We start from the raw sequence: 26,274 nt of genomic DNA, 5'->3' as shown, positions 1-26,274 counted from the left end.
ATAAAACCTTCAACAAGCTCAGAATAACATTAAAAACCTTTCAGCTAATATATCATTCAATTATTTTAAGATAGTACCAGTAACTAAAAAAATATCTTATTAAATTTGATAAATCTAAACCATATTAAAATGAATCATCAATTAATTGAATGCGTTCCAAACATAAGTGAAGGGCGAGATGCTGCAAAAATTAATGCAATTGCTGCTGTTGTTGAAACTGTTGAAGGAGTAAAACTACTTGACATAGATCCTGGAAAGGCAACCAATAGAACTGTAATTACTTTTGTAGGAGAACCAGAAAATGTAATTGAAGCAGCTTTTAAACTGATTAAAAAAGCTGCTGAATTAATTGATATGAGTAAACATACTGGCGAACACCCAAGATTTGGAGCTACTGATGTTTGTCCCTTAGTACCTATTTCTGGAATTACTTTGGAAGAAACTGCTGTTTACGCTCATAAATTAGGTAATCGTGTTGGTAAAGAACTAGGAATCCCTGGTTATTTTTATGAAAAAGCAGCCAAAGAAGAAATAAGAAAGAATTTAGCAAATTGCCGTTCTGGTGAATATGAAGGCTTAAAAGAAAAGTTTAAAAAACCAGCTTGGAAACCAGATTTTGGTCCTGTTGAATTTAATTTATCCGTTAAAAAAAGTGGTGCAATTGCTATTTCTGCTCGTGATTTTTTAATTGCCTATAATGTAAATCTAAATACCACTTCAACAAGAAGAGCCAATGCAATTGCATTTGACATTCGTGAAGCTGGTAGAGTTAAATATGAAAATGGTGTTTCTGGGAAAAAAGTCTTAGATAAAAATGGAGATCCTGTTCGTATCCCCGGAAAATTAAAAGCTGTTAAAGGAATTGGCTGGTATATTGAAGAATATGGAATTGCTCAAATTTCTTACAATTTAACAAACATAAGTATAACTTCTATGCACGTTGCTTTTGATGAAACTGTAAAAGCGGCAACAGAAAGGGGATTGAGAGTAACAGGCTCAGAATTAATTGGACTTATTCCGTTAAAAGCTATGTTAGATGCGGGAGACTATTTCTTAAAAAAACAACAACGTTCTTTAGGGATTTCTGACTCTGAAAAAATTAAAATTGCGATAAAATCTTTAGGTTTAGATGATTTAAAGCCATTCAATCCAAAAGAAAAAATAATTGAATATTTATTAGAAAATGATTCAAAAAAATTAATAGACTTATCCGTTTCTGAATTTGCTGAAGAAACTGCAGGAGAATCTATTGCACCTGGTGGTGGATCAATTTCAGCATATGTAGGTACTTTAGGTGTTTCACTTGGTACAATGGTAGCTAACCTTTCTGCTCACAAAGCTGGTTGGGATAATAAGTGGGAATTCTATTCTGAATGGGCTGTAAAAGGACAAACTTATAAGAATAAATTATTATTCTTGGTTGATGAAGATACAAATGCTTTCAATAAAATTATAGACGGATTTAGAATGCCAAAAAGCAATACTGAAGAAATTGAAATTAGAAAACAAGCCATTGAAGATGCTACAAAGTATGCTACTGAAATTCCATTTCAAGTAATGGAGACTGCATATAACTCTATGGAAGTAATGCAAGCAATGCTTAAAGAAGGTTTACAAAGTTCTTTATCTGATGCTGCTGTTGGAGTTTTATGTGCTAGAACTGCTGTTGTTGGAGCTTATTTTAATGTTCGTGTCAATGCTAAAGATATTAAAGATCGTGTTTTTGCCAATGACATTTTAAGTAAATCAAAGGTTATTTATGAAAACACTTTAACAATAGAAAAAGAAGTTATTCACTTAATAGATAGTAAAATGTAATTCCTCCAAAAAACCTAAATTTTTAATTATAAAAAGCGAAAAGAGGCGCTCAAAAATGAGTGCCCCCTTTTCTATTATGCATTTACCAACCATAGCTTGTTCATTGTTTTTTATAAGCTCCTTAAACTAGTTTTTATTGTTTCAATTTATGCGGATATTCTCTGTTACGATTCTGAAAACTAAGAATATTATCTTTTACAATAACTCCTTTATCAATATTAATCGCATTTTTAATAGTTACATTATCATTCCAACTTTCACGACCAGCTATTACAGATGGCAGATGAGTAATTAATGCAGCTGAAATGGATCTAGAAGCACTTTCCCAAAAATAACTTGGAGTATGATCTACTGCATAGTAATCAATATTATCTATTGCTATAAGTGGATTTTTAAAAGTTGTAGGTTTTGCAAAATAAAACCCCATACCTTCATCACAACTCACATCTATAATAAGTGTTCCTGGTTTTAATATTTTTTTTTCTTCTTCAATCACATAGTCAATTGGATCATCAGTATCTTGGTAAGTTCCATTAATAATTATTTCAGACTCATGTATTACATCCAGCAATGGTCGTTCTGAACGATCATGCTCAACTACAATTAATCTCGCTTCATTTGCATTTCCTTTTCTAAGCCTAGTATAATGCACATCCAATACTTCTTCTCTAACCTCATGGTCTGGTCTTTGAATACAAATAGTTATATCTCTAAAACCATGTGCTTTTAGCGCATAAATAGCACCTCTACTAACTGCGCCAAAACTAAAGATAATTACTTTTCTTTGATTTCCATAATGGCCATCAATTCCCTTTAATTGAAGTGCATGAATTACTGCACAATATCCAGCCATTTCATTATTTTTATAAAAAGTATGCCTCCCCATTTGTCCATTGGGATTCCATACATACATATCTTCAAAAGCAATCAAGGTTAATTTTTTATCAATAGCAGTTTGTGTAATTTGCATTTGTTGCGCACAATGCGGATACCCCCATATAGTCCCTCCATTTTTAAGATCTTCTAAATCAGATAAAATAGGCTTTGCAATAATTACATCACCTAAATCAGATAATAATTCACTTCGTGTTGCTATACCGCCAGTTAAGTCACTAATTTCCTGGTCTTCAATATTAAAAGGAGCGCCATAACCTTTCTCAAAAATAAGTTGCCTACGAATATCCTCGGGTAACCTATTTAAATGTTCTGGATGGATAGGTACTCGTCTTTCGTCGTCTTTTTTTGAAGTTCCAATAACTCCCATTCTTAATAAAGCCATATGTTTTTTGAATTGAAACGAATTGCAGAGTAATGAAATGAGCAAATCGTAAGATTAAAATTACTATTAAATAGTTATTTTCTAGCAATCAGGCATTAAGTTAACCACTAGGGTTTCATTAATCAAAATAAAGGTTTATATAGAAAACCTCAGCTATTCGCGGAAGTGTTGCGAAAGGGTAATTTATCAACAGATCAATAATACTTCTTCAAAGATACTTTATTAAAGCCCAATTAAGAGAAAATATTAAAGTAATAATCTAATATTAAACCATGCAAAATAAAGATGTATTACCAAACCAAAGAATGATTACAAAAACAAAACAGGACACCCATAAATGAGTATCCCGTTTCTAAAGTATATTTGCCAGCCATAGCTAGTATACCGTTTTTTACAAGCTATTTAAACTAGCTTTTATAGTTTCAATTTTTGCTAAAGCATCTGCTTCTTTTTGACGCTCCATTTTAATTACTTGTTCTGGAGCATTATTCACAAAACGCTCATTACTTAATTTCTTTTGAACTGACTTTAAGAAACCTTCGTTGTATTTTAATTCTTCTTCTAATTTTGCTTTTTCAGCTTCAACATCAATAGCTCCAACCATTGGAATAAAATACTCGTTAGATTTCACTCTAAAACTTAAAGCGCCATCTACCTTTTCAGATACATAATTAAGTGTAGATAAGTTACCTAATTTTTTAATTACCGCATCAAAGTTATCAGAAACCTTATCGTTATTTAAAACAGAGAATTCAATCTGGTCTTTAAACGAAATATTTTTTTCTTTTCTAATAGTTCTAATTCCTGAAATTACTTCTGAAGCCACTTTAAATCCATCAATTAAATTTTCGTTTACGTCAATAGCTTTAGGATATTCAGCAATAATTAAAGCTTCTTCTGAAGATCTTTCTGTAATTGTTTGCCAAATTTCTTCAGATAAGAAAGGCATAAACGGATGTAATACTTTTAAATTATCTTCTAAAAATGAAATAACTGCTTTGTAAGTTTTAGCATCTATTGGTTGTTGATAACCAGGCTTAACCATCTCTAAGAACCAAGAAGAAAAATCGTCCCAAACTAATTTGTAAATACTCATTAAAGCTTCACTAATTCTATATTGGTCGAATGATTTTTCTAAATCTAATAATACTTGCTGAAATTTAGCTTGGTACCAATCAATTGCTATTTTAGATGATTCTGGTTGCTCAATTTCTTCTGAAACTTCCCATCCTTTAATTAAACGGAAAGAGTTCCAAATTTTGTTAGAAAAATTACGTCCTTGTGCGCATAACTCTTCATCAAACAATAAATCGTTTCCTGCTGCAGAACATAATAACATACCAACACGTACTCCATCTGCTCCATATTTCTCCATTAATTCAATTGGATCTGGCGAATTACCTAGAGATTTAGACATTTTTCTGCGTTGTCCATCACGCACAATTCCAGTGAAATAAACATTGCTAAATGGTTTTTCGTTTCTAAATTCATATCCAGCAAAAATCATACGAGCAACCCAGAAAAAAATAATATCTGGTCCTGTAACTAAATCGTTTGTAGGATAATAATATTCTATTTCTTCATTATTAGGTTTTCTAATTCCATCAAAAACTGAAATTGGCCATAACCAAGATGAAAACCAAGTATCTAAAGCATCTGGATCTTGAGTTAGATCTTCAACTTTAAACTCTTTCCCTACTTTTTCTGAAGCTTTTTTAGCAGCTTCCTCTATAGTTTCAGCAATAACAAAATCGTTAACACCATCTCCATAGAAAAATGCAGGAATACGGTGTCCCCACCATAACTGACGAGAAATATTCCAATCTCTAATATTTGTTAACCAGTGCTTATAAGTGCTGTTATAATGTTTTGGAAAGAATTTTATTTCTTCATCTTCCAATACAGCTTTTAAAGCTGGTTCAACAATAGTTTCCATTTTTAAGAACCATTGTGCTGATATTTTTGGTTCAATAACCGCTTTTGTTCTTTCTGAAGTCCCAACTTTATGCATATGTTGTTCAACTTTCACTAAACAACCTAACTCTTTTAATTCTTGTGTAATTTCTTTTTGAACAACAAATCTGTCTTTTCCTTCGTAATGTAAACCGAAAGAATTTAACGAAGCATCATCATTAAAAATATCAATTACTTCTAAATTATGTTTTTCACCTAAAACTTTATCGTTTGGATCGTGTGCTGGTGTAACTTTTAAACATCCTGTACCAAATTCTAAGTCTACATATTCATCTTCAATAATAGGAATAACCCTATTTACAATAGGTACAATTGCTTTTTTACCTTTTAAATGCGTAAAACGTTTATCAGTTGGGTTAATACATATTGCTGTATCTCCTAAAATAGTTTCAGGTCTTGTTGTTGCAATAGTTAGCACATCATCACTTCCTTCAATTTTATAATTTACATAGTATAGGTTCCCTGGTTTTTCTTCATATATAACCTCTTCATCAGACAAAGTTGTTTTTGCCTCAGGATCCCAATTCACCATTCTATAACCACGGTAAATTAGACCTTTATTATATAGGTCTATAAATACTTTTGAAACAGCTTCACTTAAATCCTCATCCATTGTGAATTTTGTACGTTCCCAATCGCAAGAAGCTCCAAGTTTTTTAAGTTGCTCTAAAATTATTCCTCCATGTTCATCTGTCCAATCCCAAGCATGTTTTAAAAACTCATCTCGAGTTAAATCTGCCTTACTAATTCCTTCTTCTTTTAATTTAGCAACAACTTTTGCCTCAGTAGCAATTGAAGCGTGATCGGTTCCTGGAACCCAACAAGCATTCTTTCCTTTTAATCTTGCTCGTCTAATTAATACATCTTGAATTGTATTATTTAGCATATGTCCCATATGTAAAACACCTGTAACATTTGGCGGTGGAATTACAATTGTATATGGCTCTTTTTCATTTGGCGTAGAATGAAAATAATCATTTTTCATCCAGTAATCATACCATTTATTTTCTACCTCTTGAGGTGAGTATTTTGTAGCTAAACTCATTTTTGGTCTAATATTTGTAATATAGTTTGCAAATGTACAATTATAAGCATTAACACAAAATATTTTGAAAGCATAAAAAAATAACTAACTTTACATTTTAAAATTAAAAAACATGAAAAAAATAATGACACTTTTATTTATTGGATTAATGACAATCTCAATGAATGCTCAACAAACTAAGGAACCAGCTAAACCAGTTGACCCTAATGCTCCTGCATTTGAATTTACATCTGAAGTTATTGATTATGGTAAGATTGAACAAAATGCAAACGGAGTTAGAGTATTTAAATTTAAGAATATTGGTAAATCTCCTTTAAATATAACTAAAATACAATCTAGTTGTGGGTGTACGGTTCCAAAAAAACCAACAGAACCTATTTTACCTGGTAAAACTGGTGAAATTGAAGTGAAATATGCTACAAATAGAATTGGTGGTTTTAATAAAACACTTACAATTACTTCTAATGCTACTGAGCCTATAAAAAGAATTAGAATTAAAGGTATTGTTTTAAAACCTGAATCTGCTGTAGCAAAACAAAAATCTACAGTTTCTTCAAAATAAATATATAAAGAACCACAAATAAAAAAAGGGATTTCGTTAACGAAATCCCTTTTTTTATTTTAATATATCTTTTAAATAAAAATTATACTCAAAATCTTGACCATTTCTTTCTATTACCATACTTATTTTTTTATTCTCCTTTTGAAAAAAATATCCAGTGATTTCATGTAAGCTCATATTAAAAGTATATTTCCCATTTATTTTAATTACAACGTCTCCCTCTACCAACCCAGCAACATCAGCAGGAGATCCTTTACGTACTTTAAATATTCGATAAGAAGGTTTGAAGGCATATTTATAGGAATAATCAAGAATAACTATACTTTCTTGAGAAGATTGAGCTTTATTTATTAATGAAAATGATGATGTATTATTATCTTTTTCTTTAACTAATCTTTTCCCATTGTGCACCAATTCAATTCCACTCATATTATATTTAAATGGTTCTTTAAAATTACGCCCTTTTTTTAAAGTAACTTTTGAACTGTTGTAGTCAAAAATTACAGTAAACCTTTTTAGTATTGTTCCTCCTAAACTTCCATTTCTTCCAATAAATTTTAATGCGTGTGCAACTGATAAAGAATCTGGATAAGATACATTTGGTTTTTTTATTTCAAATTTTCCAATTACCAAAGCCTTTATTCTTGATTTTTTCCCATAAATAGGTCCGCTTAAGCCCTCTCCTAAAAAATCATTAAAATAATTTGTTGGAGGCTTTATTCCTGGGCTACTATTTTCAAACAACCACATGGCATCACTTCCTCCTGAATCTATTAGCAGCTTAACTGGTGTTATTTTTTCCAACGAATCAGTTAATTTAACGCCAATATTTATGTATGGTTTTAATTTATGAAATTGAAGAAAAAGACTTTCACATTTTCTACATTTATCATAATTAAAGGTTCCTTTCTTATAAAAAGTAATTTTTTTTGATGAATAGTTTATTTTCACCTCTAAATCTTTTAATAAAGAATATCCTATTATACCATTAACCGTTAGTCCTAATTTTGAGGAAAGGTCAAAACTATCATTATCAATAACATACATTTGTTCGTAATTACTAAAAATAGATTTAATTTTAAAAGTATTTCCTCTTGAAATTGACGCGTCTACTGGTTCTTCACTCCCCAAACCATGTAATTTAATTTTTTTTACATCTTTTAAACGAATTGAATCTTTAGGTTTTAAATTAAATATTATTGTTTTTCCGACTCCAGAATCCAAAATAAAGTTTAATTTTTTCCCATTAACTTCTATAGGAAATACAATTAAATTACTCAATAGCTTAAATGAAATAGATTGTTTTGTAAGGTTATCTGTAAATTGAAAATTTCTTTGTCCAATAGATGAAGATGCATATAAAATGAATATTGCAGAAATTAATAAATATTTACATTTTACTTTCAAGAGCCTTCATTTTATGTTAGAATAAGTTACAAAAAGCATCTAAATACACATAATTTTTGGCAAAATTTTAACCTTTAATATTTTCCTCAAAAAAAAGCTTATTTAAATATTAATTTTGCAATTTTGTAATTAATCCATAAATTTTTAGTTTTATATGCCTACAGTTTCAGAGAAAGGAAGAAAAATGCCGAATTCGCCAATTAGAAAATTAGTGCCTTATGCCGAAATAGCAGAGAGTAAAGGCATTAATGTTATTCACTTAAATATTGGCCAACCAGACATTAAAACTCCTGAAATTGCGCTAAAAGCTGTTAAAGATAATAACATTTCTATTTTAGAATATGGAAGATCTGAAGGTTCTGAATCTTATAGATCTAAAATAGCTTCTTATTACAATAGAAATGATATAAAAATTACGTCAAAAGATATTATAGTAACAACTGGAGGATCTGAAGCGCTACTTTTTGCTTTAGGTAGTATTACCGATCCTGGAGATGAAATTATTATTTCAGAACCGTTTTATGCTAATTACATTGCTTTTTCTACCTCTGCTAATATAAAAATAGTACCTATTGTATCTTCAATTGAAGATAATTTTGCATTACCTTCAATTTCTGATTTTGAAAAATTAATTACACCTAAAACAAGAGCTATTTTAATTTGTAATCCTGGAAATCCAACTGGTTATTCTTATTCAAAAGCTGAAATGGAAAAACTAGCTGAAATTGTAATTAAACACGATATCTTTTTAATTGCCGATGAAGTTTACAGAGAGTTTATTTATGACAGTGAAGAACCTCACCAATCTGTTTTACACGATTTTGGACTTGACAACCATGCTATTATAATTGACTCTGTTTCAAAAAGATATAGTATGTGTGGCGCACGTATTGGATGCTTAGTTTCAAAAAATAAAGAAGTAATTTTAACTGCTTTAAAATTTGCGCAAGCTAGATTAAGTCCGCCAACTTTTGCGCACATTGCTAGTGAAGCAGCAATGGAAACTCCACAATCTTACTTTGATGAGGTTATTGTTGAATATAAAGAACGAAGAAATACATTAATTGAAGAATTAAATAAAATTGATGGTATAAAAGTTTCTAAACCAAAAGGAGCATTTTATTGCTTTGTAGAATTACCTGTAGATGATACCGATAAATTTGCGCAATGGTTATTAGAAGATTTTAGTCTTAATAATGAAACTGTTATGGTTGCTCCTGGTGCTGGTTTTTATTCAACTGAAGGTCATGGAACAAATCAAATACGTATTGCTTATGTTTTAAAGAAAGAAAGCATTATTAAAGCTGTGGCAATTTTAAAAGCAGGATTAGATAAATATAACTCTTTATAATTGACAATTTTAGATAATATATCTTTAAAGAAATACAATACTTTTGGTATTGATGTTACTGCAAAACAATTTATTTCTGTTAGATCTCTTGAGGAATTAAGAATTCTTATCAAGCAAGAAAAAAACATTTTTTTACTAAGTGGGGGTAGTAATATGTTACTTACTTCTAACATAAAAAAACTCGTTGTTCACCTTAACTTAAACGGAATTATTATTAACGACCATAATACAAATGAAGTTTTTGTAACTGCTGAGGCTGGTGAAAATTGGCACGACTTTGTAACTTGGTGTGTAGACCAAAATTATGGTGGGCTAGAAAATTTATCTCTAATTCCTGGAAATGTTGGCACATCTCCCATTCAAAATATTGGAGCATACGGTGTTGAAATAAAAGACACATTTCATCAACTTGAAGCATTAGAGATTGAAACCGGAAATATTAAAACTTTCACCAATGCTGAATGTAATTTTGGATATAGAAATTCAGTTTTTAAAAATGAATTAAAAGGTAAATACATTATTATAAATGTTACTTTTAAATTGACCAAAACCAATCACAACTTCAATATTTCCTACGGTGCTATAAAGGATGTTTTAAAAGATTTTAAAACTCCTTCTTTAAAAAACATCTCAGAAGCTGTAATTGCAATTCGAGAAAGTAAACTTCCAGATCCGGCTAAGATAGGTAATAGCGGAAGTTTTTTTAAAAACCCTGTAATTTCAAAATCTGAATTTGAAAAATTACAAAAAAAGTATCCAAATGTTCCAAATTATATAGTTTCAGAAAATGAAATTAAAATTCCTGCCGGCTGGCTTATTGAACAAAGCGGATTTAAAGGTAAACGCTTTGGTGAAACTGGGGTTCATGAAAAACAAGCACTAGTTCTTGTAAATTATGGAAATGCAACTGGGTTAGAAGTATTTGAACTAGCTCAAAACATAAAAAAAACAATTAAAACTAATTTTAATATTGATTTAGAAATTGAAGTGAATGTGATTTAATTTTAAATGACTTAGGCCTTAATTAAACAATCAATCCTTTTAAAACTAAAATAACCTCATCAATATCCTCTTTTATATTTAATTTAGAAAAAGAAAAACGAACAGATGTTTTTTTAGCTTCTTCTTCATTTAATATTGCATTTAACACATGAGAACCTTTATTACTACCACTTTGACAAGCACTTCCGCCTGAAACAGCAATTCCTTTTAAATCTAAACTAAAAAGTAACATTGAATATTCTTTTGGAAAACGAACATTTAAGATAATATAACTACTAACTAACTCTTTATCTGAATCTCCATTAAAAACAATATTTTTAAAATTCTTTCTTAATGATAAAATAAAATATTTTTTCAAATCTTTAATATAATTCGCATCTTCAATAAGGCTTGAATGGGCTATCTCTAAAGCCTTTTCCATTCCTAAAATACTATGTACATTTTCGGTCCCAGCCCTTGCTCCTCTCTCCTGTTCTCCACCGTGTAAAATTGGTACTATTCCAAATCCTTTTTTAATATATGCAAAACCAACACCCTTCGGCCCGTGAAATTTATGTGCACTAGCTGCAAAAAAATCTATTGGAACTTCAGCTACATTCAAATTATAATGTCCAACAGCTTGTACTGCATCTGAATGAAATAAAGCACCATTTTCAATACATAAATCTGATACTTTTTTTACATTTAAAATAGTGCCAATTTCATTATTTATGTACATTAAACTTACCAAAGCCTTACTATTATTCTGAAGTAATTTTTCTAAATGACTATAATCAATCGCTCCATTTTCATCTAAATCTACCCATAAAATAGTAGTATTAAATTCCTTTTGTAAACTATCAAGAGTATGTAAAACTGCGTGATGCTCAATTCTAGAAGAAATAATTGTTTCAATATTTAAATTAACAACCGCATTTCTTAAAATTAAATTATCAGCCTCACTTCCCCCAGCAGTAAAAACAATCTCTGAAGATGTTGCATTAAAATGCTTTGCAATCTTCTTTCTTGCCGTTTCTACCAAAGATTTTGCCTTTCTACCAACTTGATGTGTTGAAGAAGGATTCCCATAAACAGTTTCCATAGATTGCGTAATTTCAGTAATTACTTCAGGTAAAATTTGGGTGGTTGCGGCGTTATCTAAATAAATATTTTTCATTAAAAGCAAAATTAACTAAAATAGTTGGTACCATTTAGCGTTAGATTATTTAAAACAATTATTTTTGTCTTCTTAAAAATATATAATGAAAAAATTAATTACTCTTTTTATTGCCTTTACACTGTTTTCTTGTAATGATGGTGATTTTGATGTACCTGCATTTGAATTTACAAATACTGTAAGTAGTTGTGGAGAATATGTTCTTTACACTTTAAACTCAGAAAAAACAGAAACAATTATTCTTTCATTAACAGAATCTCAACTTGGAACTGAGGCAGGAGAAGCAACCTATTCTATCCCAAGTCCAATCAACATTACTTATAGACTTTTTGATGATGCTATAAATGGTAGCAATTATTTTTGTCAAGAAATACCGCCTTCATCACCGGTTGTTTTAAAAGAGTTAGAAGCAATTGAAGGTACTTTAATTATAAATACCCTTGAAGATAAAAATGATGATGGTGAAATAACTGGCTATACTTATGAAATTACTATATCTGATTTATTATTTTTAGATGATAATGAGCGCATTTATTTTGAATCATTTACTTTTGGAGATTATTCTAAATAAAATTTATCTTTGGTTTTGGAAAATGTAAACCTCAGTTGCACCTAAACCATATTTTTTAAACGAAGCCGCATAAGATTCTATATGATAATTCTTAAATAAATAATCTAATTCCTTTTTTAAAACTCCTGCGCCAACACCATGGATAAATACTATTTTTGGAATTCTGTTTTTTATAGCAAATTCAATTTTATGTTTAGCAGTTTCAATTTGCAAGTTTAACATATCATAATTGTCCATTCCTCTTGTAGAAACGGTTAACTGATTTATATGTAAATCAACTTCCATTGGTGGTAGTTTTTCCTCTTTTGAATCTGATTTAAATTTAGGTTTTCGCTTTTTTGGTAAATCACTCTCTTTTTCTAACATTTCTTCATTTGAAATATCACTATATTTAGAAAGCTCGAACTGACTTTCCTTAATTACAACAAGTTCACTTGGTGTAAACCCAAAAGAAAAACCATCTGAGGTTTCAATAATAATATTATTGGATTTAATTTCAACAACCTTCCCCTTAATTATATCATCTAAAACGGCTACTTTATCTCCTATTTTAAATCTCATCACTTAACCTTTAAATAATTATTTAGAAATATTAATTCTAATTTTCACATTTATATTTGCACAAAAATAGGTTATGATTAAAACTGTTGCTACAATTACTGAAATTTTTTTCAACAATTCGTTAAATGAATTAATTATTGATAAAAATAGATCTAAATTATTATATGAAATAGCTGACTATATCGTTAAGTTATTAAAGAGCAATACTCCCGTAAATTTAAATTTTCTATGTGCAAATAACAATTGTAGAAGTCAGCTTTCACAAGTTTGGGCAACATATGCTGTCAATTTTTATCAGTTAAAAAACCTTAAAAACTATTCAGGCGGCACAACCCCTACCTCATTTAACCGAAACACAGCTAAAACATTAAAAAAAGTAGGTTTTAATTTTCAAATATTAAAGCTATCACATCATAACCCACATTATTCTATAACTTATAATGGCTATATTGAACCAATAATTGGTTTTTCAAAAATTTATGACAATGAACACAACAAAACTCCTTTTATAACAATTACCCATTGCGAAAAAACAAAAGAAAACTGCTCTTATATCTCTGAAAAAGCTGAAGGATTTCATCTACCTTATGAAGATCCCAATAATAAACCTGAAACTTTTTTTAAGTTGAATAAACAAATTGCAGGTGAAATTCATTTTATATTTAAAATCGTTAAAGAAAATGTATAATTTTTTTTATTTTTATGAAAAGTATCTTTTTTGAATAAAATAATTGATTTTTTAGAAAGTAACCTTCTTTCTTGCTCTTGGAAAAAATACCTTAATCAAGAATGTATGGGTTGTGGTATGCAACGAGCCTTAATTTTGTTATTGAAAGGAGAATTTATTGAATCCTTTAAAATGTACCCAGCATTATTTACTTTAATTATTATGTTTATTTATTTGGGATTACATTTAAAGTTTAACTTTAATAAAGGACATTTAATACTAAAATATTTATTTATAATTAATGTTATAATTATATTAGCTAATTATATACTTAAACTACTCTAATTTATACACTATGGAAAAACAAAAATTACCACATGCGCAAAGTTCACTTATTTTTGGTATCACATCAATTGTTACAGCTTGTTGCTGTTTTGGGGTTCCTGGTATAATATTTGGTTTTATGGGGTTAAGCAATTCAAAAAAAGCAATGGCAATTCACAATGAAGACCCTACAATATATTCAGGTGATGGAAATGCTAATACCGGTAAAATAACATCTATCATTGGAATTGTTATTGGCGCTATTGCTGTATTACAATTAATTTATGCAATTGTATCGGGAAGTTGGGAAGAACAGGTTGAGATGTATAAAGAAATGATTGAACAAGCAAGTTAAAAATAAATGAAATTAAAATATTTAGGAATGCTATTAGCCGTAATTGGTTTAGCATTCCTTTATTTTTATATAAACCCAAGAGAAGTAAACTTTTTACCAAAGTGTCTTTTACTTACATCAACTGGGATTTACTGCCCTGGCTGCGGTAGTCAAAGAGCCGCACATGAATTATTACATTTTAATATTTGGAAGGCGTTACAACAAAATTTATTATTTATTGTTGGACTATTTATTTTACTATATTATTTGATTATAAAAATGATAAATATAATTTTTAACAAAAACTTAAAAAGCTATTTAGACTCCCCAAAATTTCTATTTTTGTTTTTAATAATTATAATTACTTTTTGGATACTTAGAAATATTCCTATCCACCCATTTAATATATTAGCTCCAAAATAACTTTCTAAATATGACTTTATTAATATCTTCACTAGCCCCTGTTCTTATAGTAATCGTATACATTTACGTGAAAGATAAATTTGAAAAAGAATCTAAAATTGCGCTTTTAAAAAATTTCTTATTAGGTGCAGTTGTAAGTGTTTTAATAAGTTTTGTTTTATACACTTTATATAATAATTACCTACCGCAATCAGATGAATTAAGTGTAATTGACCAGTTTATTAAAGCCTTTTTTGTAGTGGCTTTAATTGAAGAATTTAGTAAGTATATTATTGTTAGGTATTACACACAACCTAAAAACGCATTCAACGAACCTTTTGATGGAATTATTTATGCTGTAATAATTTCTATGGGTTTCGCTGCGGTTGAAAACATCTTTTATGTTCTTGAAGGTGGCTTATATATTGCTTTTTTAAGAGCATTTACAGCTATTCCTGCACATGCTACTTTTGCCGTAATTATGGGTTATTTTATGGGTAAAGCTAAATTTTCAGATAGAAAAGCATATTGGAATTTAATAGGTCTTGGAGGAGCTATACTTTTTCACGGGTCCTATGACTTTTTTATATTTATAAATTTTATTCCCGGTGTTGCAATTGGTGCTATTATATCCTTATTAATTGGATTAATTTTAGCAAAAAAAGCCATTAAAATTCATCAAGAAAATTCTTTCTTCAAAAACAAAAAAATTAGTTCTTAATTTAAAAAACTCCTACAAGTCCAATAGTTTTTACACCTGCTTTCACTTTCCAAGATATTTTTTTATTCTTCTGAAAGTTTTCATTCTTTTTCTTTGTAAGAAATTTATCTACACCATCAACAATAACAACACTTATTACCATACCCAAAGTTACATCAGTTAACCAATGCGCTCCTGCCCATAATCTAGAAACTGGTGCAATTAATCCAACTGCATAAATACCTCCTTTAACCCAAATATTTTTAAATTGTTTTGCTATTGCATGTGAAGCTGTAAAAGATAAAATTGAATGCCCCGAAGGAAAAGAATGATAACCTGGTTCTTTACTTAAAAATTTAAACTCACTACTACCAACATTTTCCGTTGGTCTAGCTCTTCCAAATGCATTTTTACTAATTGTTTGAATGAAACCCGTTGCTACGGCAGATGTAATAATAAGAACACCTGTATGCCTAAATTTTTCATTTTTAGCAAATAAACCATATCCATAAATACCTGTAGATATCATAAAAAAGTTTTGAGGACTCCCATAATACCAACCAACTTCTTTAAGTAAATGAGGTGCATTTTCTTCCTGATTCATAAAAAACTCACTAGTTTCCTCATCAGCTAAATACATTAATGCAGTTCCTGCAGCTATACCACCAAAAGTTAACCAATCATCTTTTTTCCAATGTAAAGGTCTTGTATATGCATTTTTAACACCTCCCCAAATTAAATTTGTATCGGTTTTTAGCATACTCCAAGTAGTCTCTTTTTTAACAGTATCCAAACTTTTTTGAGCGTAAGCGCTGTTACTTATTAAAAAAGTAAAAAGAAAACCTATAGCAATAAATCTTATCAATTTCATTCGGCAAAACTAACAAAAAATATTTATTAAAAAGTATCCCAAATTAAGAAGTTAAACTATTTTTTTTTAGGAAATTATTTTGAAAAATGATCTGAAATAAAAAAGGTTGTTTAAAAAATGAATTTGTTATTCTTAATTTATTTAAGACTCTTATTAATTGCTGATTACTTGCATAATAAGAAACTGAATCTAGTTCAGTATAACGGCATTCAAAATTTTTTAAACAACCCTTTTTAAATATTAGAAACTGATTAGAATTTAATCAAAAACAGTATCCATTTTAATATAATCTAAAAACTCTCTTCTAACTTCTTTGTCTTTAAATTTACCTCCAAATTCAGAAGTAACAGTGCTACTATCAATATCCTTAACACCTCTAGAATTTACACATAAATGTTTTGCATCAATAACACAAGCAACATCTTTAGTTCCCATAGCTTTTTGCAAAGCCTGAACAACCTGCATTGTTAAACGTTCTTGTACTTGCGGCCTTTTTGCAAAATAATCTACAATTCTATTCATTTTAGACAAACCAATAACTTGTCCGTTTGAAATATAAGCAACATGTGCACGACCAATAATTGGCAGTAAGTGATGTTCACACGTAGAATAAACTACTATGTTTTTTTCAACTAACATTTCACCATACTTATAGTTATTGTCAAATGTTGATAATTTTGGTTTATTTGCAGGGTTTAACCCTCCAAATAACTCATTCACATATGCTTTAGCAACTCTTCTTGGAGTACCTTTTATACTATCATCTTCTAAATCCATTCCTAATGTATCCAAAATATCACGTACACTTTTTTCTATACGGTTTCTTTTTTCTTCATCAGATAATACAAAAGCGTCATCTCTTAAAGGAGTTTTAGCAGTAGACCCAATATGATCATCTCCTAATTCATCTATTTTATTTGTCATTATGTCTTTACCTTCAAACATTTTCTATCAATTAGCTTGCAAATTTACAACTTAGTTTTTAAACTTATGCAGTGATTGTAAGTAATTCTTTTAAACTACACACTTGCTGATCACCACTTTGCATATTTTTTAACGTAAAATTATGATTTTCTATTTCAGTTGATCCTACCATTACAACAAACGGGATTTCTCTTCGATTGGCGTAATTCATTTGTTTTTTCATTTTTGCATTATCTGGATACAATTCAGATTTAATTCCTTTTTTTCTGAATTCAATTAAAGCTTTCATACAATATGCTGCCTCATTTTCTCCAAAGTTAATGAATAACACCTTCGGTTTTGGTAATGTAACCTCATTAAATAAATTTAATTCTTCTAAAACCAAATAGATTCTATCTAAACCAAAAGATATTCCTACACCACTAACATTTTTCAACCCAAAAATACCTGTCAAATCATCGTATCTTCCTCCACCACCAATAGAACCCATCTTCACACCTTCTGGCGCAGACACTTCATAAATTGCTCCTGTATAATAATTTAAACCTCTTGCCAGTGTTACATCTAACTCTAATTTGGCAGATTCCAATCCTAAAGTTTCAATGTTATTTACAATAAATCGTAAATCTTTAACGCCTTCTAATCCTTCTTCAGAATCTGCAAGTATTTCTTGTAATTGCGTTAATTTCTCTTGATTTGTTCCATTAAAATTAAATAAAGGCTGAACTTTTTCTATAGCTTCTTCTGAAATTCCTTTACTTATCATTTCATTAGTAACACCTTCAGCACCAATCTTATCTAACTTATCAAGTGCAACCGTAAAATCAATCAATTTATCTTTTGCTCCTATTATTTCTGCAATACCTGCAAGAATTTTTCTGTTATTGAGTTTTATAGTCGTTCCTACCAACTTTAACTTACTAAAAACAGCATCATAAAGTTGCACAAATTCTACCTCTTGCCATAATCCTTTGCTACCAACAACATCGGCATCACATTGGTAAAATTCTCTAAAACGCCCTTTTTGTGGTCTATCTGCACGCCAAACAGGTTGCATTTGATATCTTTTAAAAGGAAATTCTATCTCATTTTGATGTTGTACTACATAACGCGCAAAAGGAACGGTTAAGTCGTAACGTAATGCTTTTTCTGAAATCTTAGAAGTTACTTTTAAACTTTCTTTTGACGAAAGTAGGCTATCATCAACCTTTTTTAAATAATCTCCAGAATTCAATATTTTAAAAATCAATCTATCTCCTTCTTCTCCATATTTCCCCATTAAAGTAGAAGAATTTTCAAATGACGGTGTTTCAATTGGTTGAAATCCGTACACTTCAAAAACTTCTTTTATAATTGAAAAAATATAGTTTCTTTTAGCTACTTCGGTTGGTGAAAAATCACGAGTACCTTTTGGTATGCTTGGTTTTTGTGCCATTTTAAAAAATTAGTTTGCAAATATCTGAAATTAATAATACTATTTAAAGCTTTTCTAAAATTGATTTTTCGCTATTTGTTAAGGGAACATCATTTTCAAACTTACTTTTTGTTGGAATAATAGCTAACATCATTAAAACCAAGATTCCTACTAATATAAAGTAAAAGCTATTATTTGATTGCATAGCGAAGAAAATACACATAAACGCTGGAAATTCTAACATCGCAACTCTAAATATATGTGCTGTGCTAAATTTCACAACCTTCTGATTTAAATTTTCTTTTTCTGAAATTTGCTTTAATAATTTAGCATATAAATATTTACTTGCCAAATTCCCTGCAAAAGCAATTATAATTGCTAAAAACAAAAAGGGTTTATCATCTTCGTAAGAAAAAAATAATATATCTTTTCCTTGAAAAGCAACATATGCTCCAAATACTAATACAGCAGCTAACAATGCTCCGTGAATAATTTGTAATGATTTTATAAAGTCTTTTGGTTGTTGATTTGTGTAACTCATTTTTTACTTTTTGATGTTCTAAATAATTTAAAAACTTTAATAAGTATCCAAAAAATAAATACTACTAAAATAATTGCTAAAATTGGAATAAATATGGCCAAAACAGACATTACAATAGAAGTTCCTGTTTCAACCGTAGAAATTATAGGATTTGCTATTCCGGCAGTTGAAGCAGTTGAGGCTAATCTAGTTGTACTTGTTGAGCCTTTTATTGCTGTTGCTGTTCCACCACCAGCAATTATTGCAAGAGCCCAAGTAATTGTAGGATCTAAATTAGATACTGTAGCAACCATAACAGCAGTTCCTGCCACTGCGGCAAGAGGAATCGCAATTGTATCTAATAAATTATCTAACCAAGGTATAAAATAAGCCAGAATTTCAACAATGGTAGCAATTCCTAATATTATTATTGCTGTTGAACTTCCAACCCATTCCCAACTTTCATTTAAAGGAATAATTCCAAAATAAGAGGCCAAACTGAGAGCAAATAACGGCACAAAAATTCTAAAACCAACTGATGCGGCTAGTCCTATTCCTATAATTACACTAAAAATTGTTTCTGGTGAAAAATCCATTTTTATTTTATTTTAAAAACAGCATTGGCTTTTTCTAAATCTTCTGGTGTATCAATACCAATTGCTATCTCTTTTGTTTCTACCATTTTAACTTTCAAACCGTGTGCCAAAAAACGTAAATTCTCTAATTTTTCAGCAGCTTCTAATTTAGTCATTGGTAATTTAGTGAATTTTAATAACGCTTCTTTCCTAAAAGCATAAATACCTATATGTTTAAAGTATTCAGCATATTTTTCATCTCTTGGATAAGGGATTGGTGATCGTGAAAAATACATTGCAAAATTATGTTCATCTGTAACCACTTTTACATTGTTTGGATTGTTTATTTCTTCTAAATCATCCATTTTTATTTTTAAGGATGCTATATCAACATCTTTTTCTAAGTCGTTTTTAAAAACATCTAGTAAATTTTTAAGAGGTGTTTTTTTTGTAAATGGTTCATCTCCTTGCACATTCACAATAATATCAATATCAAGATCTTTAACCGCTTCAGCAATTCTATCACTTCCAGATTCATGTTCTTCAATACTTTTTATTGCTTTTCCTCCATTAGAAACAATTTCTTTATAAATAATATCGCTATCTGTAACCACATAAACTTCATCAAATAAATTTGATTGTTTTGTAGCTTCATATGTTCTTAATATTACTGATTTACCTGCTAAATCTTTCATTAGCTTCCCTGGAAAACGACTTGCTTCATAACGAGCAGGAATCATTGCTATAATTTTCATGTCTCTAATATTTTATAAATAACAACATAAGGAATTCACTAGTTTACACTCCCAATTGTGTTTAAATTTAACTTGCTATCTTTATAAATCAATTTCATTTGGTTTATATTTTCGCAACTTACTAATACTTGCATTTAACTCGAAACCTAAAAGTAAGATGATTGAATTTAACCATACAAAAAGCATTAAAATAAGTAAGGTTCCAATAGATCCATATAATTGATTATAGGTTGCAAACTTTAATACATAAATTGAAAACAATTTAAACATTACTATGGTTAATATGGTAGTTAATATGGAACCTGGCGTAAAAAACGCAAAATGTTTTACTTCTTTAGTTCCATATTTATATAAAAATGAAACAGTTACAAATATTAACAATACAAAAAACATAAACTGTCCTTTTTCAATCCAAAAAAGATCATCTTTTAACCAACCTTTACTTTTTAAATTTTCAATTCCAATTTCAAAATAAATAATGATTGCCACAGTAGATATTAATGTTATTGACAATAAAATTGCCATTCCCATTGATATAAAATACTGTCTTAAAATACTTCGCATTTCGGTTACATGGTACGAATACTCAAAACCACCTAAAATAGCGTTAACACCATTTGTCATTAAAAAAATGGACGCTAAAAACCCAAAAGATAATAAACCTCCATATCTATTATTTGCAATATCTTCAATTACAACATGAACTGCATCAGCTGTATTTGGGGGTAACAATTGTTCAATCATCACCAAAAAATCCTCTTGAAAACCTTCAATAGGTACATATGGAATTAATGTTAATATGAATAAAATAAAAGGAAATAAAGCCATAAAAAAACTAAAAGCAATTCCACCCGCTCTTGAAGTTAAGGCTCCTTTTACAATACCAATAACATACATTTCGATAACATCATAAAGCGACATACCTAATAAACCTGGAATTTTTATTTTTTTTACAAGTTTAACCAACCAATTTATAATTGGAATTTTATCGAGGCTATCTTCTATTACTTTTGTCATTGTTTTATAGTTTCAGAGATGCAAAAGAGTCAAATTTGCATACTAACTTAGGTTTAAGATTTTCTTCTTTCTTTTAATTTTCTAATTAAACTTAACATCATTCTCACATTTTCACTTTACCTATTTGTAACTTTATTTCTTTGAAACTTTTCTTTAAAGGTTACTCTACAGCCTTTAAACTTAAATCCATATTGTAAACTGAATGTGTTAATGCACCTGACGAAATACAATCTACTCCACATTCTGCATATTTACGTGCAGTCTCTAAATTAATACCTCCTGAAGATTCTGTCTTACATTGATTTCCTATTAAGTTAACCGCTGTAACAGTGTCTTCATAGTTAAAATTGTCTATTAAAATTCTATAAACACCGCCTTCTTCTAATATTTCTTTTATTTCTTCTAAACTTCTTGCTTCCACAATAATTTTTAAATCTAGATTCTTCTCTTTAAGGTATTTTTTTGTTTGAGAAATTGCCTTTGCAACACCTCCACAAAAATCAATATGGTTATCTTTTAACATAATCATATCATATAAAGCAAATCTATGATTTTCACCTCCACCAATTACAACAGCCCATTTTTCAATAGCTCTAATTCCTGGTGTTGTTTTACGTGTATCTAAAACCTTTGTTTTAGTACCTTCTAACAATTTTACAAACTCATTTGTTTTTGTGGCAATTGCACTCATTCTTTGTAAAACATTCAATACTAAACGTTCTGCCTTTAATATTGATTGAGATCTTCCCGTTACATAAAAAACGATATCTCCATATTTAACCGGTGTACCATCATTAATAAGAGTTTCAACCTGCATATCGGCATCTACATATTTAAAAATTCTTTTAGCCATTTCAACTCCTGCTATAATTCCATCTTCTTTTACCAAAAGTTTAGCCTTACCCATCGCTTCAGTAGGAATACAAGCTAAAGAGCTATGATCCCCTTCTCCAACGTCTTCTCTTATAGCATTAGCAATTATTAAATCTAGTTCTTTTTGAAATTGTTCTTTACTTATCATTTTTGTTCGTATTTTCACACAAAAATAACTTTTTTATTTTCAAAAAATTCATCTTTATTTCTTTTTATATTTGCCCAATGAAAATCAAATTACTCGCTATTGGAAAAACCGATGATAAAAATTTACAATCTCTTATTGAAAACTATCAAAAGAGGTTGAAACATTATATTGGATTTCAATTAGAAGTAATTCCTGATATAAAAAATGTTAAGAATTTAAGTGAACAACAACAAAAGGAAAAAGAAGGAGAAATTATCTTAAAAAAATTAACTCCAACCGATCAATTAGTATTATTAGATGAAAAAGGAAAAGAATTTAGATCTATAGATTTTTCAAAGTTCCTTCAAAAAAAAATGAATTCTGGTATTAAACAATTAGTATTAGTAATTGGAGGTCCTTATGGATTTTCAGATGAAGTATATAAAAAAGCACAAGGAAAAATTTCATTATCAAAAATGACTTTCTCACATCAAATGATTCGCTTATTTGTTGTTGAACAAATTTACCGAGCTTATACTATTTTAAAAAACGAACCTTACCACCATGAGTAAATTAAAATTAGTTTTTGCTACTAATAACAAAAACAAACTTAAAGAAGTTCAGGCAATGCTTACAAACTTTAAAATAGTTAGTTTAGCTGATATTAATTGTTTTGATGATATCCCTGAAACCGCAAATACATTAGAAGGAAATGCCATTTTAAAAGCAAATTATATTACTGAAAAATTTGGTTTAAACTGTTTTGCAGATGACACTGGACTGGAAGTTAAAGCTTTAAACAATGCTCCGGGAGTTTACTCTGCTCGTTATGCAAGTGAAAAATGCAATTCTGAGGATAATATGGCTAAACTATTAAATGAACTTGAAAACATACAAAACAGAAAAGCACAATTTAGAACTGCAGTTGCTTTAAATATTGAAGGAAAACAATATCTTTTTGAAGGTGTTTGCACTGGTGAAATTTTGAAAACAAAAAAAGGTAAAGATGGATTTGGTTACGACCCTATTTTTAAACCTACAGGATATACAAAATCATTTGCTGAAATGGAAATGAGAGAAAAAGGCGCGATTAGTCACCGAGGAAAGGCAATTGAAAAATTAGTAACTTTTTTAAATAGCTATTCTTGATTCCTACAGAAAAATCATATCGAAATACTTTTATTTTATTACTATTTGTTTTAGTGATAATTTTCTTAGTAAATATTAGTTTAGGATCGGTTTACATACCATTAAAAGGAATTTTCTCTTCATTAATTAATGGTGAAGTTGAAAAAGAATCTTGGAGAGCAATTGTTTATAATTACAGATTACCTAAAGCAATAACAGCTATTATTGTAGGCTCTGGTTTATCAATAAGTGGCTTATTAATGCAAACCTTATTTAGAAATCCACTAGCGGGACCTTTTGTTTTAGGAATAAGTTCTGGAGCAAGTTTAGGAGTTGCCATTTTAATTTTAGGAGCTTCATTTTTAGGTGCTAGTATTTCAAGTTTTTCTTTTAGTAATTTTGGATTGGCCATTGCCGCTAGTTTGGGTGCTTTTTTAGTATTATCTGCTGTTATGATTGCTGCCATAAAGGTTAGAAATACCATGTCTATTTTAATTATTGGATTAATGTTTGGAAGTTTAACTTCTGCAGTAATTAGCATTTTAGCTTATTTTAGTAGTGCAAGCCAATTACAACAATTTATGTTTTGGAGTTTTGGTAGTTTAGGAAACTTAAGCTGGAGTGAAATTTTTGCATTGTCAGTTACCTTTATTATTGGTATATCTTTGGTTGTATTTATCATAAAGCCTCTAAATAGTTTACTTTTAGGTGAAAATTATGCTAAAAGTATGGGCGTAAATGTTAAAAGCACCAGAAACATTGTATTAATTGCAACAAGTTTATTAACCGGAGTAATAACCGCTTTTTCAGGTCCTATTGCCTTTATTGGGTTAGCCGTTCCGCATTTAACTAAATTGCTTTTTAGCACATCTAATCATAAAATACTGTTACCTGCTGTTGCTATTAGTGGAGCTATAATTATGTTAATATGTGATAGTATTGCTCAATTGCCAACAAGTGAATTTACTTTACCAATTAATGCCATAACATCATTATTTGGAGCTCCAATAATTATTTGGTTATTGGTTAGAAAACGCAAAATATATTATTAATGAATTCAACTGAAAAATATATTATAAGAACTTCTAATTTAAGTATTGGTTATACATCAAAAAATGAAACTACAACCATAGCTTCAAATTTGAATATTCAATTGAAAGCAGGAAATATGGTTGGTTTGTTAGGTAAAAATGGAATTGGAAAATCTACTTTACTTAGAACCTTAACTAAAGTACAACCTGCATTATCTGGTGATATTTTTATAGATGAAAACAACATAAACAAAGTTGGCAATAATCAACTAGCTAAAACATTGAGTCTTGTTTTAACTGAACGTTTACCCGATAGCAGTTTAACCGTTTTTGAATTGGTAGCATTAGGTAGACAACCTTTTACAAATTGGATTGGTTACTTAACAACTAACGATTTAGAAATTATTCAGTTAGCCTTTGAAAAAACCAACACAAAACACTTAATGCAATCCAAATGTTATGAATTAAGTGATGGACAATTACAAAAAGTATTAATTGCTCGTGCACTAGCTCAAAACACTCCAATAATTGTATTAGATGAACCTACAGCACATTTAGATTTGCATCACACAGTAAATACATTTTCATTACTCAAAAATTTAGCTAAAGAATTCAATAAAACAATTATTATTTCAACCCATGAAACCAATTTAACGCTTCAATTAGCTGATGAATTATGGCTAATGACTCCTCAAAATTTTATTTGTGGAAAAACAAATGATTTAATTGAAAACAATAATTTAGAACAACTATTTGACTCTGACCTAATTAAATTTAATAAAAGTTTAAAACAATTCACAATAAAACACTCCTAATATTTTTATACTTTTGGTTTTATTGAAAATTCACACAATGAAAACACTACTTCTTATATTTTCATCAATACTCCTTATAAATTGTGCTAGTAACAATCATATAAATGCAACTGCTGAAGCTACAGGTGAAACTGCGACCAAATATGCAAATACAATAACAGAAGCTGATTTAAAAGAGCGTTTGTATGTTTTTGCTTCTGATGAATTTGAAGGTAGAAACACAGGTGAACCTGGGCAAAAAAAAGCTGCTGAATATTTAAAAAAATTTTATGTAAATCACAATATTCCATCTCCAATTAGTTATGGTAACTATTACCAAAACATACCAACAGAAAACTTAAAACCTAACTTAAAACCTTCAGAAAATGTGTTGGCATTTATTAAAGGGTCTGAAAAACCAGAAGAAATAATTGTTATTTCTGCTCATTTAGATCATTTAGGAATTACAGATGATGAAATATATAATGGGGCTGATGATAATGGGTCTGGAAATGTAGCAATTTTGGAAATAGCTGAAGCATTTAAAAAAGCTGTTGAAAATGGGAAAGGACCAAAACGCTCAATATTATTCCTTCATGTAACAGGTGAAGAAAAAGGTCTTTTAGGTTCTAAGTATTATGTAAGTCACCCTATTTTCCCTCTTAAAAATACAATTGTAAATTTAAATATTGATATGATTGGTCGTGTAGACGATGCGCATGAAAAACAACCTGAATTTGTTTATTTAATTGGGTCTGATAAATTAAGTTCTGAATTACATTTGTTATCCGAAACCATTAATGATCAATTTACTAACTTACATTTAGATTACCAATATAATGATGACGACGATCCTAATCGTTTTTACTACAGATCTGACCATTATAATTTTGCAAAAAACAATATTCCAATCATTTTTTACTTTAATGGAACCCATCAAGATTATCATGAACCTTCTGATACTCCAGATAAAATAAATTATGAAGTTTTACAAAAACGTACTCAATTAATTTTTTACACTGCTTGGGAAATTGCCAATAGAGAAAACAGAATTGCCGTTGATAAATAACCTTATTTTGAATGCAATAAACT

General features: G+C 29.3%; 28 protein-coding genes. 15 read left to right on the top strand and 13 right to left on the bottom strand.

Features of this window, described 5'->3' with window-relative positions; translation table 11 throughout:
- The first annotated feature begins 129 nt into the window (after positions 1-129).
- On the top strand, positions 130-1,818 hold the full coding sequence (gene ftcD, locus DAD81_RS11475) for a glutamate formimidoyltransferase (protein WP_111708411.1): 1,689 nt from the start codon (positions 130-132) through the stop codon (positions 1,816-1,818).
- Positions 1,819-1,951: 133 nt separating this feature from the next.
- Here the strand turns inward: ftcD and DAD81_RS11470 are convergent, their stop codons facing one another.
- Together DAD81_RS11470 and DAD81_RS11465 are read right to left on the bottom strand one after the other, a co-directional pair.
- Positions 1,952-3,097, bottom strand: a complete 1,146-nt coding sequence (locus tag DAD81_RS11470; RefSeq protein ID WP_111708410.1) for a N(5)-(carboxyethyl)ornithine synthase — start codon at positions 3,095-3,097, stop codon at positions 1,952-1,954.
- A gap of 391 nt (positions 3,098-3,488) precedes the next feature.
- Positions 3,489-6,116, bottom strand: coding sequence for a valine--tRNA ligase (locus DAD81_RS11465; protein WP_111708409.1), 2,628 nt, complete (start codon positions 6,114-6,116; stop codon positions 3,489-3,491).
- Between the two features lie 112 nt (positions 6,117-6,228).
- On the opposite strand from DAD81_RS11465, the gene DAD81_RS11460 reads away from it, so the two are divergent.
- Positions 6,229-6,678, top strand: coding sequence for a DUF1573 domain-containing protein (locus tag DAD81_RS11460; protein ID WP_111708408.1), 450 nt, complete (start codon positions 6,229-6,231; stop codon positions 6,676-6,678).
- A gap of 54 nt (positions 6,679-6,732) precedes the next feature.
- Here DAD81_RS11460 and DAD81_RS11455 read toward each other — a convergent pair whose 3' ends face one another.
- Positions 6,733-8,085: a PDZ domain-containing protein gene (locus tag DAD81_RS11455; RefSeq protein ID WP_111708407.1), complete on the bottom strand. Its 1,353-nt coding sequence runs from the start codon at positions 8,083-8,085 to the stop codon at positions 6,733-6,735.
- A gap of 154 nt (positions 8,086-8,239) precedes the next feature.
- On the opposite strand from DAD81_RS11455, the gene DAD81_RS11450 reads away from it, so the two are divergent.
- Together DAD81_RS11450 and murB are read left to right on the top strand one after the other, a co-directional pair.
- Complete coding sequence (locus DAD81_RS11450) at positions 8,240-9,436, top strand: pyridoxal phosphate-dependent aminotransferase (RefSeq protein ID WP_111708406.1); 1,197 nt, start codon at positions 8,240-8,242, stop codon at positions 9,434-9,436.
- Entirely contained in the window at positions 9,437-10,438 is a 1,002-nt protein-coding gene (gene murB / locus DAD81_RS11445; protein ID WP_111708405.1) for a UDP-N-acetylmuramate dehydrogenase, read from the top strand.
- A 22-nt stretch (positions 10,439-10,460) separates the two neighbouring features.
- Here the strand turns inward: murB and DAD81_RS11440 are convergent, their stop codons facing one another.
- Complete coding sequence (locus DAD81_RS11440) at positions 10,461-11,594, bottom strand: cysteine desulfurase family protein (RefSeq protein ID WP_111708404.1); 1,134 nt, start codon at positions 11,592-11,594, stop codon at positions 10,461-10,463.
- An 85-nt stretch (positions 11,595-11,679) separates the two neighbouring features.
- On the opposite strand from DAD81_RS11440, the gene DAD81_RS11435 reads away from it, so the two are divergent.
- On the top strand, positions 11,680-12,165 hold the full coding sequence (locus tag DAD81_RS11435; protein ID WP_111708403.1) for a hypothetical protein: 486 nt from the start codon (positions 11,680-11,682) through the stop codon (positions 12,163-12,165).
- 3 nt (positions 12,166-12,168) lie between these two features.
- Here DAD81_RS11435 and DAD81_RS11430 read toward each other — a convergent pair whose 3' ends face one another.
- Positions 12,169-12,726: a DNA mismatch repair protein MutS gene (locus DAD81_RS11430; RefSeq protein ID WP_179950052.1), complete on the bottom strand. Its 558-nt coding sequence runs from the start codon at positions 12,724-12,726 to the stop codon at positions 12,169-12,171.
- 73 nt (positions 12,727-12,799) lie between these two features.
- On the opposite strand from DAD81_RS11430, the gene DAD81_RS11425 reads away from it, so the two are divergent.
- Genes DAD81_RS11425 through DAD81_RS11405 form a run of 5 tightly spaced genes read left to right on the top strand, consistent with a single transcriptional unit; the run spans position 12,800 to position 15,174 of the window.
- Positions 12,800-13,414 carry a low molecular weight phosphatase family protein gene (locus DAD81_RS11425; RefSeq protein WP_111708401.1) on the top strand — a complete coding sequence of 205 codons (615 nt, stop codon included), beginning with the start codon at positions 12,800-12,802 and terminating at the stop codon, positions 13,412-13,414.
- A gap of 30 nt (positions 13,415-13,444) precedes the next feature.
- Entirely contained in the window at positions 13,445-13,738 is a 294-nt protein-coding gene (locus DAD81_RS11420) for a DUF2752 domain-containing protein (protein ID WP_262511274.1), read from the top strand.
- A 10-nt stretch (positions 13,739-13,748) separates the two neighbouring features.
- Positions 13,749-14,072, top strand: coding sequence for a CCC motif membrane protein (locus DAD81_RS11415; RefSeq protein WP_111708400.1), 324 nt, complete (start codon positions 13,749-13,751; stop codon positions 14,070-14,072).
- A 6-nt stretch (positions 14,073-14,078) separates the two neighbouring features.
- Positions 14,079-14,474 carry a DUF2752 domain-containing protein gene (locus DAD81_RS11410; RefSeq protein ID WP_111708399.1) on the top strand — a complete coding sequence of 132 codons (396 nt, stop codon included), beginning with the start codon at positions 14,079-14,081 and terminating at the stop codon, positions 14,472-14,474.
- A gap of 10 nt (positions 14,475-14,484) precedes the next feature.
- Complete coding sequence (locus tag DAD81_RS11405) at positions 14,485-15,174, top strand: PrsW family intramembrane metalloprotease (RefSeq protein ID WP_111708398.1); 690 nt, start codon at positions 14,485-14,487, stop codon at positions 15,172-15,174.
- Position 15,175: 1 nt separating this feature from the next.
- Here DAD81_RS11405 and DAD81_RS11400 read toward each other — a convergent pair whose 3' ends face one another.
- The 8 genes from DAD81_RS11400 to nadC all read right to left on the bottom strand — a co-directional run bounded on the left by DAD81_RS11400 (position 15,176) and on the right by nadC (position 22,250).
- Positions 15,176-16,024, bottom strand: coding sequence for a phosphatase PAP2 family protein (locus DAD81_RS11400; protein ID WP_111708397.1), 849 nt, complete (start codon positions 16,022-16,024; stop codon positions 15,176-15,178).
- Positions 16,025-16,282: 258 nt separating this feature from the next.
- Positions 16,283-16,969 carry a GTP cyclohydrolase I FolE gene (gene folE / locus DAD81_RS11395; RefSeq protein WP_245949241.1) on the bottom strand — a complete coding sequence of 229 codons (687 nt, stop codon included), beginning with the start codon at positions 16,967-16,969 and terminating at the stop codon, positions 16,283-16,285.
- Between the two features lie 43 nt (positions 16,970-17,012).
- Entirely contained in the window at positions 17,013-18,383 is a 1,371-nt protein-coding gene (hisS, locus tag DAD81_RS11390) for a histidine--tRNA ligase (protein WP_111708396.1), read from the bottom strand.
- A 43-nt stretch (positions 18,384-18,426) separates the two neighbouring features.
- The gene (locus DAD81_RS11385; RefSeq protein WP_111708395.1) at positions 18,427-18,903 is read right to left on the bottom strand and encodes a hypothetical protein; all 477 of its coding nucleotides are present in this window, start codon (positions 18,901-18,903) and stop codon (positions 18,427-18,429) included.
- Positions 18,900-19,478 (bottom strand): DUF4126 domain-containing protein, encoded by a 579-nt coding sequence (locus DAD81_RS11380; RefSeq protein WP_111708394.1) that lies wholly within the window; start codon positions 19,476-19,478, stop codon positions 18,900-18,902. The genes DAD81_RS11385 and DAD81_RS11380 overlap by 4 nt, the downstream gene beginning before the upstream one ends.
- 2 nt (positions 19,479-19,480) lie before the next feature.
- Positions 19,481-20,212 (bottom strand): 3-deoxy-manno-octulosonate cytidylyltransferase, encoded by a 732-nt coding sequence (gene kdsB, locus DAD81_RS11375; protein ID WP_111708393.1) that lies wholly within the window; start codon positions 20,210-20,212, stop codon positions 19,481-19,483.
- 81 nt (positions 20,213-20,293) lie between these two features.
- Positions 20,294-21,229 (bottom strand): YihY/virulence factor BrkB family protein, encoded by a 936-nt coding sequence (locus DAD81_RS11370; protein ID WP_111708392.1) that lies wholly within the window; start codon positions 21,227-21,229, stop codon positions 20,294-20,296.
- 160 nt (positions 21,230-21,389) lie between these two features.
- Positions 21,390-22,250: a carboxylating nicotinate-nucleotide diphosphorylase gene (gene nadC, locus DAD81_RS11365; protein WP_111708391.1), complete on the bottom strand. Its 861-nt coding sequence runs from the start codon at positions 22,248-22,250 to the stop codon at positions 21,390-21,392.
- A gap of 77 nt (positions 22,251-22,327) precedes the next feature.
- Here nadC and rlmH point away from each other — a divergent pair, with 77 nt between their 5' ends.
- The 5 genes from rlmH to DAD81_RS11340 are packed head-to-tail and all read left to right on the top strand — an operon-like array spanning position 22,328 to position 26,251.
- Positions 22,328-22,801: a 23S rRNA (pseudouridine(1915)-N(3))-methyltransferase RlmH gene (gene rlmH, locus DAD81_RS11360; RefSeq protein WP_111708390.1), complete on the top strand. Its 474-nt coding sequence runs from the start codon at positions 22,328-22,330 to the stop codon at positions 22,799-22,801.
- A complete protein-coding gene (locus tag DAD81_RS11355; protein ID WP_111708389.1) occupies positions 22,794-23,378 on the top strand; it encodes a non-canonical purine NTP diphosphatase in 585 nt (194 codons plus the stop codon). The genes rlmH and DAD81_RS11355 overlap by 8 nt, the downstream gene beginning before the upstream one ends.
- Complete coding sequence (locus tag DAD81_RS11350; protein ID WP_111708730.1) at positions 23,378-24,409, top strand: FecCD family ABC transporter permease; 1,032 nt, start codon at positions 23,378-23,380, stop codon at positions 24,407-24,409. Before DAD81_RS11355 ends, DAD81_RS11350 begins: the two co-directional genes overlap by 1 nt.
- Positions 24,409-25,203 (top strand): ABC transporter ATP-binding protein, encoded by a 795-nt coding sequence (locus tag DAD81_RS11345; RefSeq protein WP_111708388.1) that lies wholly within the window; start codon positions 24,409-24,411, stop codon positions 25,201-25,203. Before DAD81_RS11350 ends, DAD81_RS11345 begins: the two co-directional genes overlap by 1 nt.
- Before the next feature lie 37 nt (positions 25,204-25,240).
- Positions 25,241-26,251, top strand: a complete 1,011-nt coding sequence (locus DAD81_RS11340) for a M28 family metallopeptidase (protein WP_111708387.1) — start codon at positions 25,241-25,243, stop codon at positions 26,249-26,251.
- Positions 26,252-26,274: the final 23 nt, after the last annotated feature.

Source organism: Lutibacter citreus (genome assembly GCF_003260195.1).
GTDB classification, from domain to species: domain Bacteria; phylum Bacteroidota; class Bacteroidia; order Flavobacteriales; family Flavobacteriaceae; genus Lutibacter; species Lutibacter citreus.
Note: the sequence above shows the minus strand (reverse complement) of the source record. Positions and strands in the feature narration are given on the sequence as shown.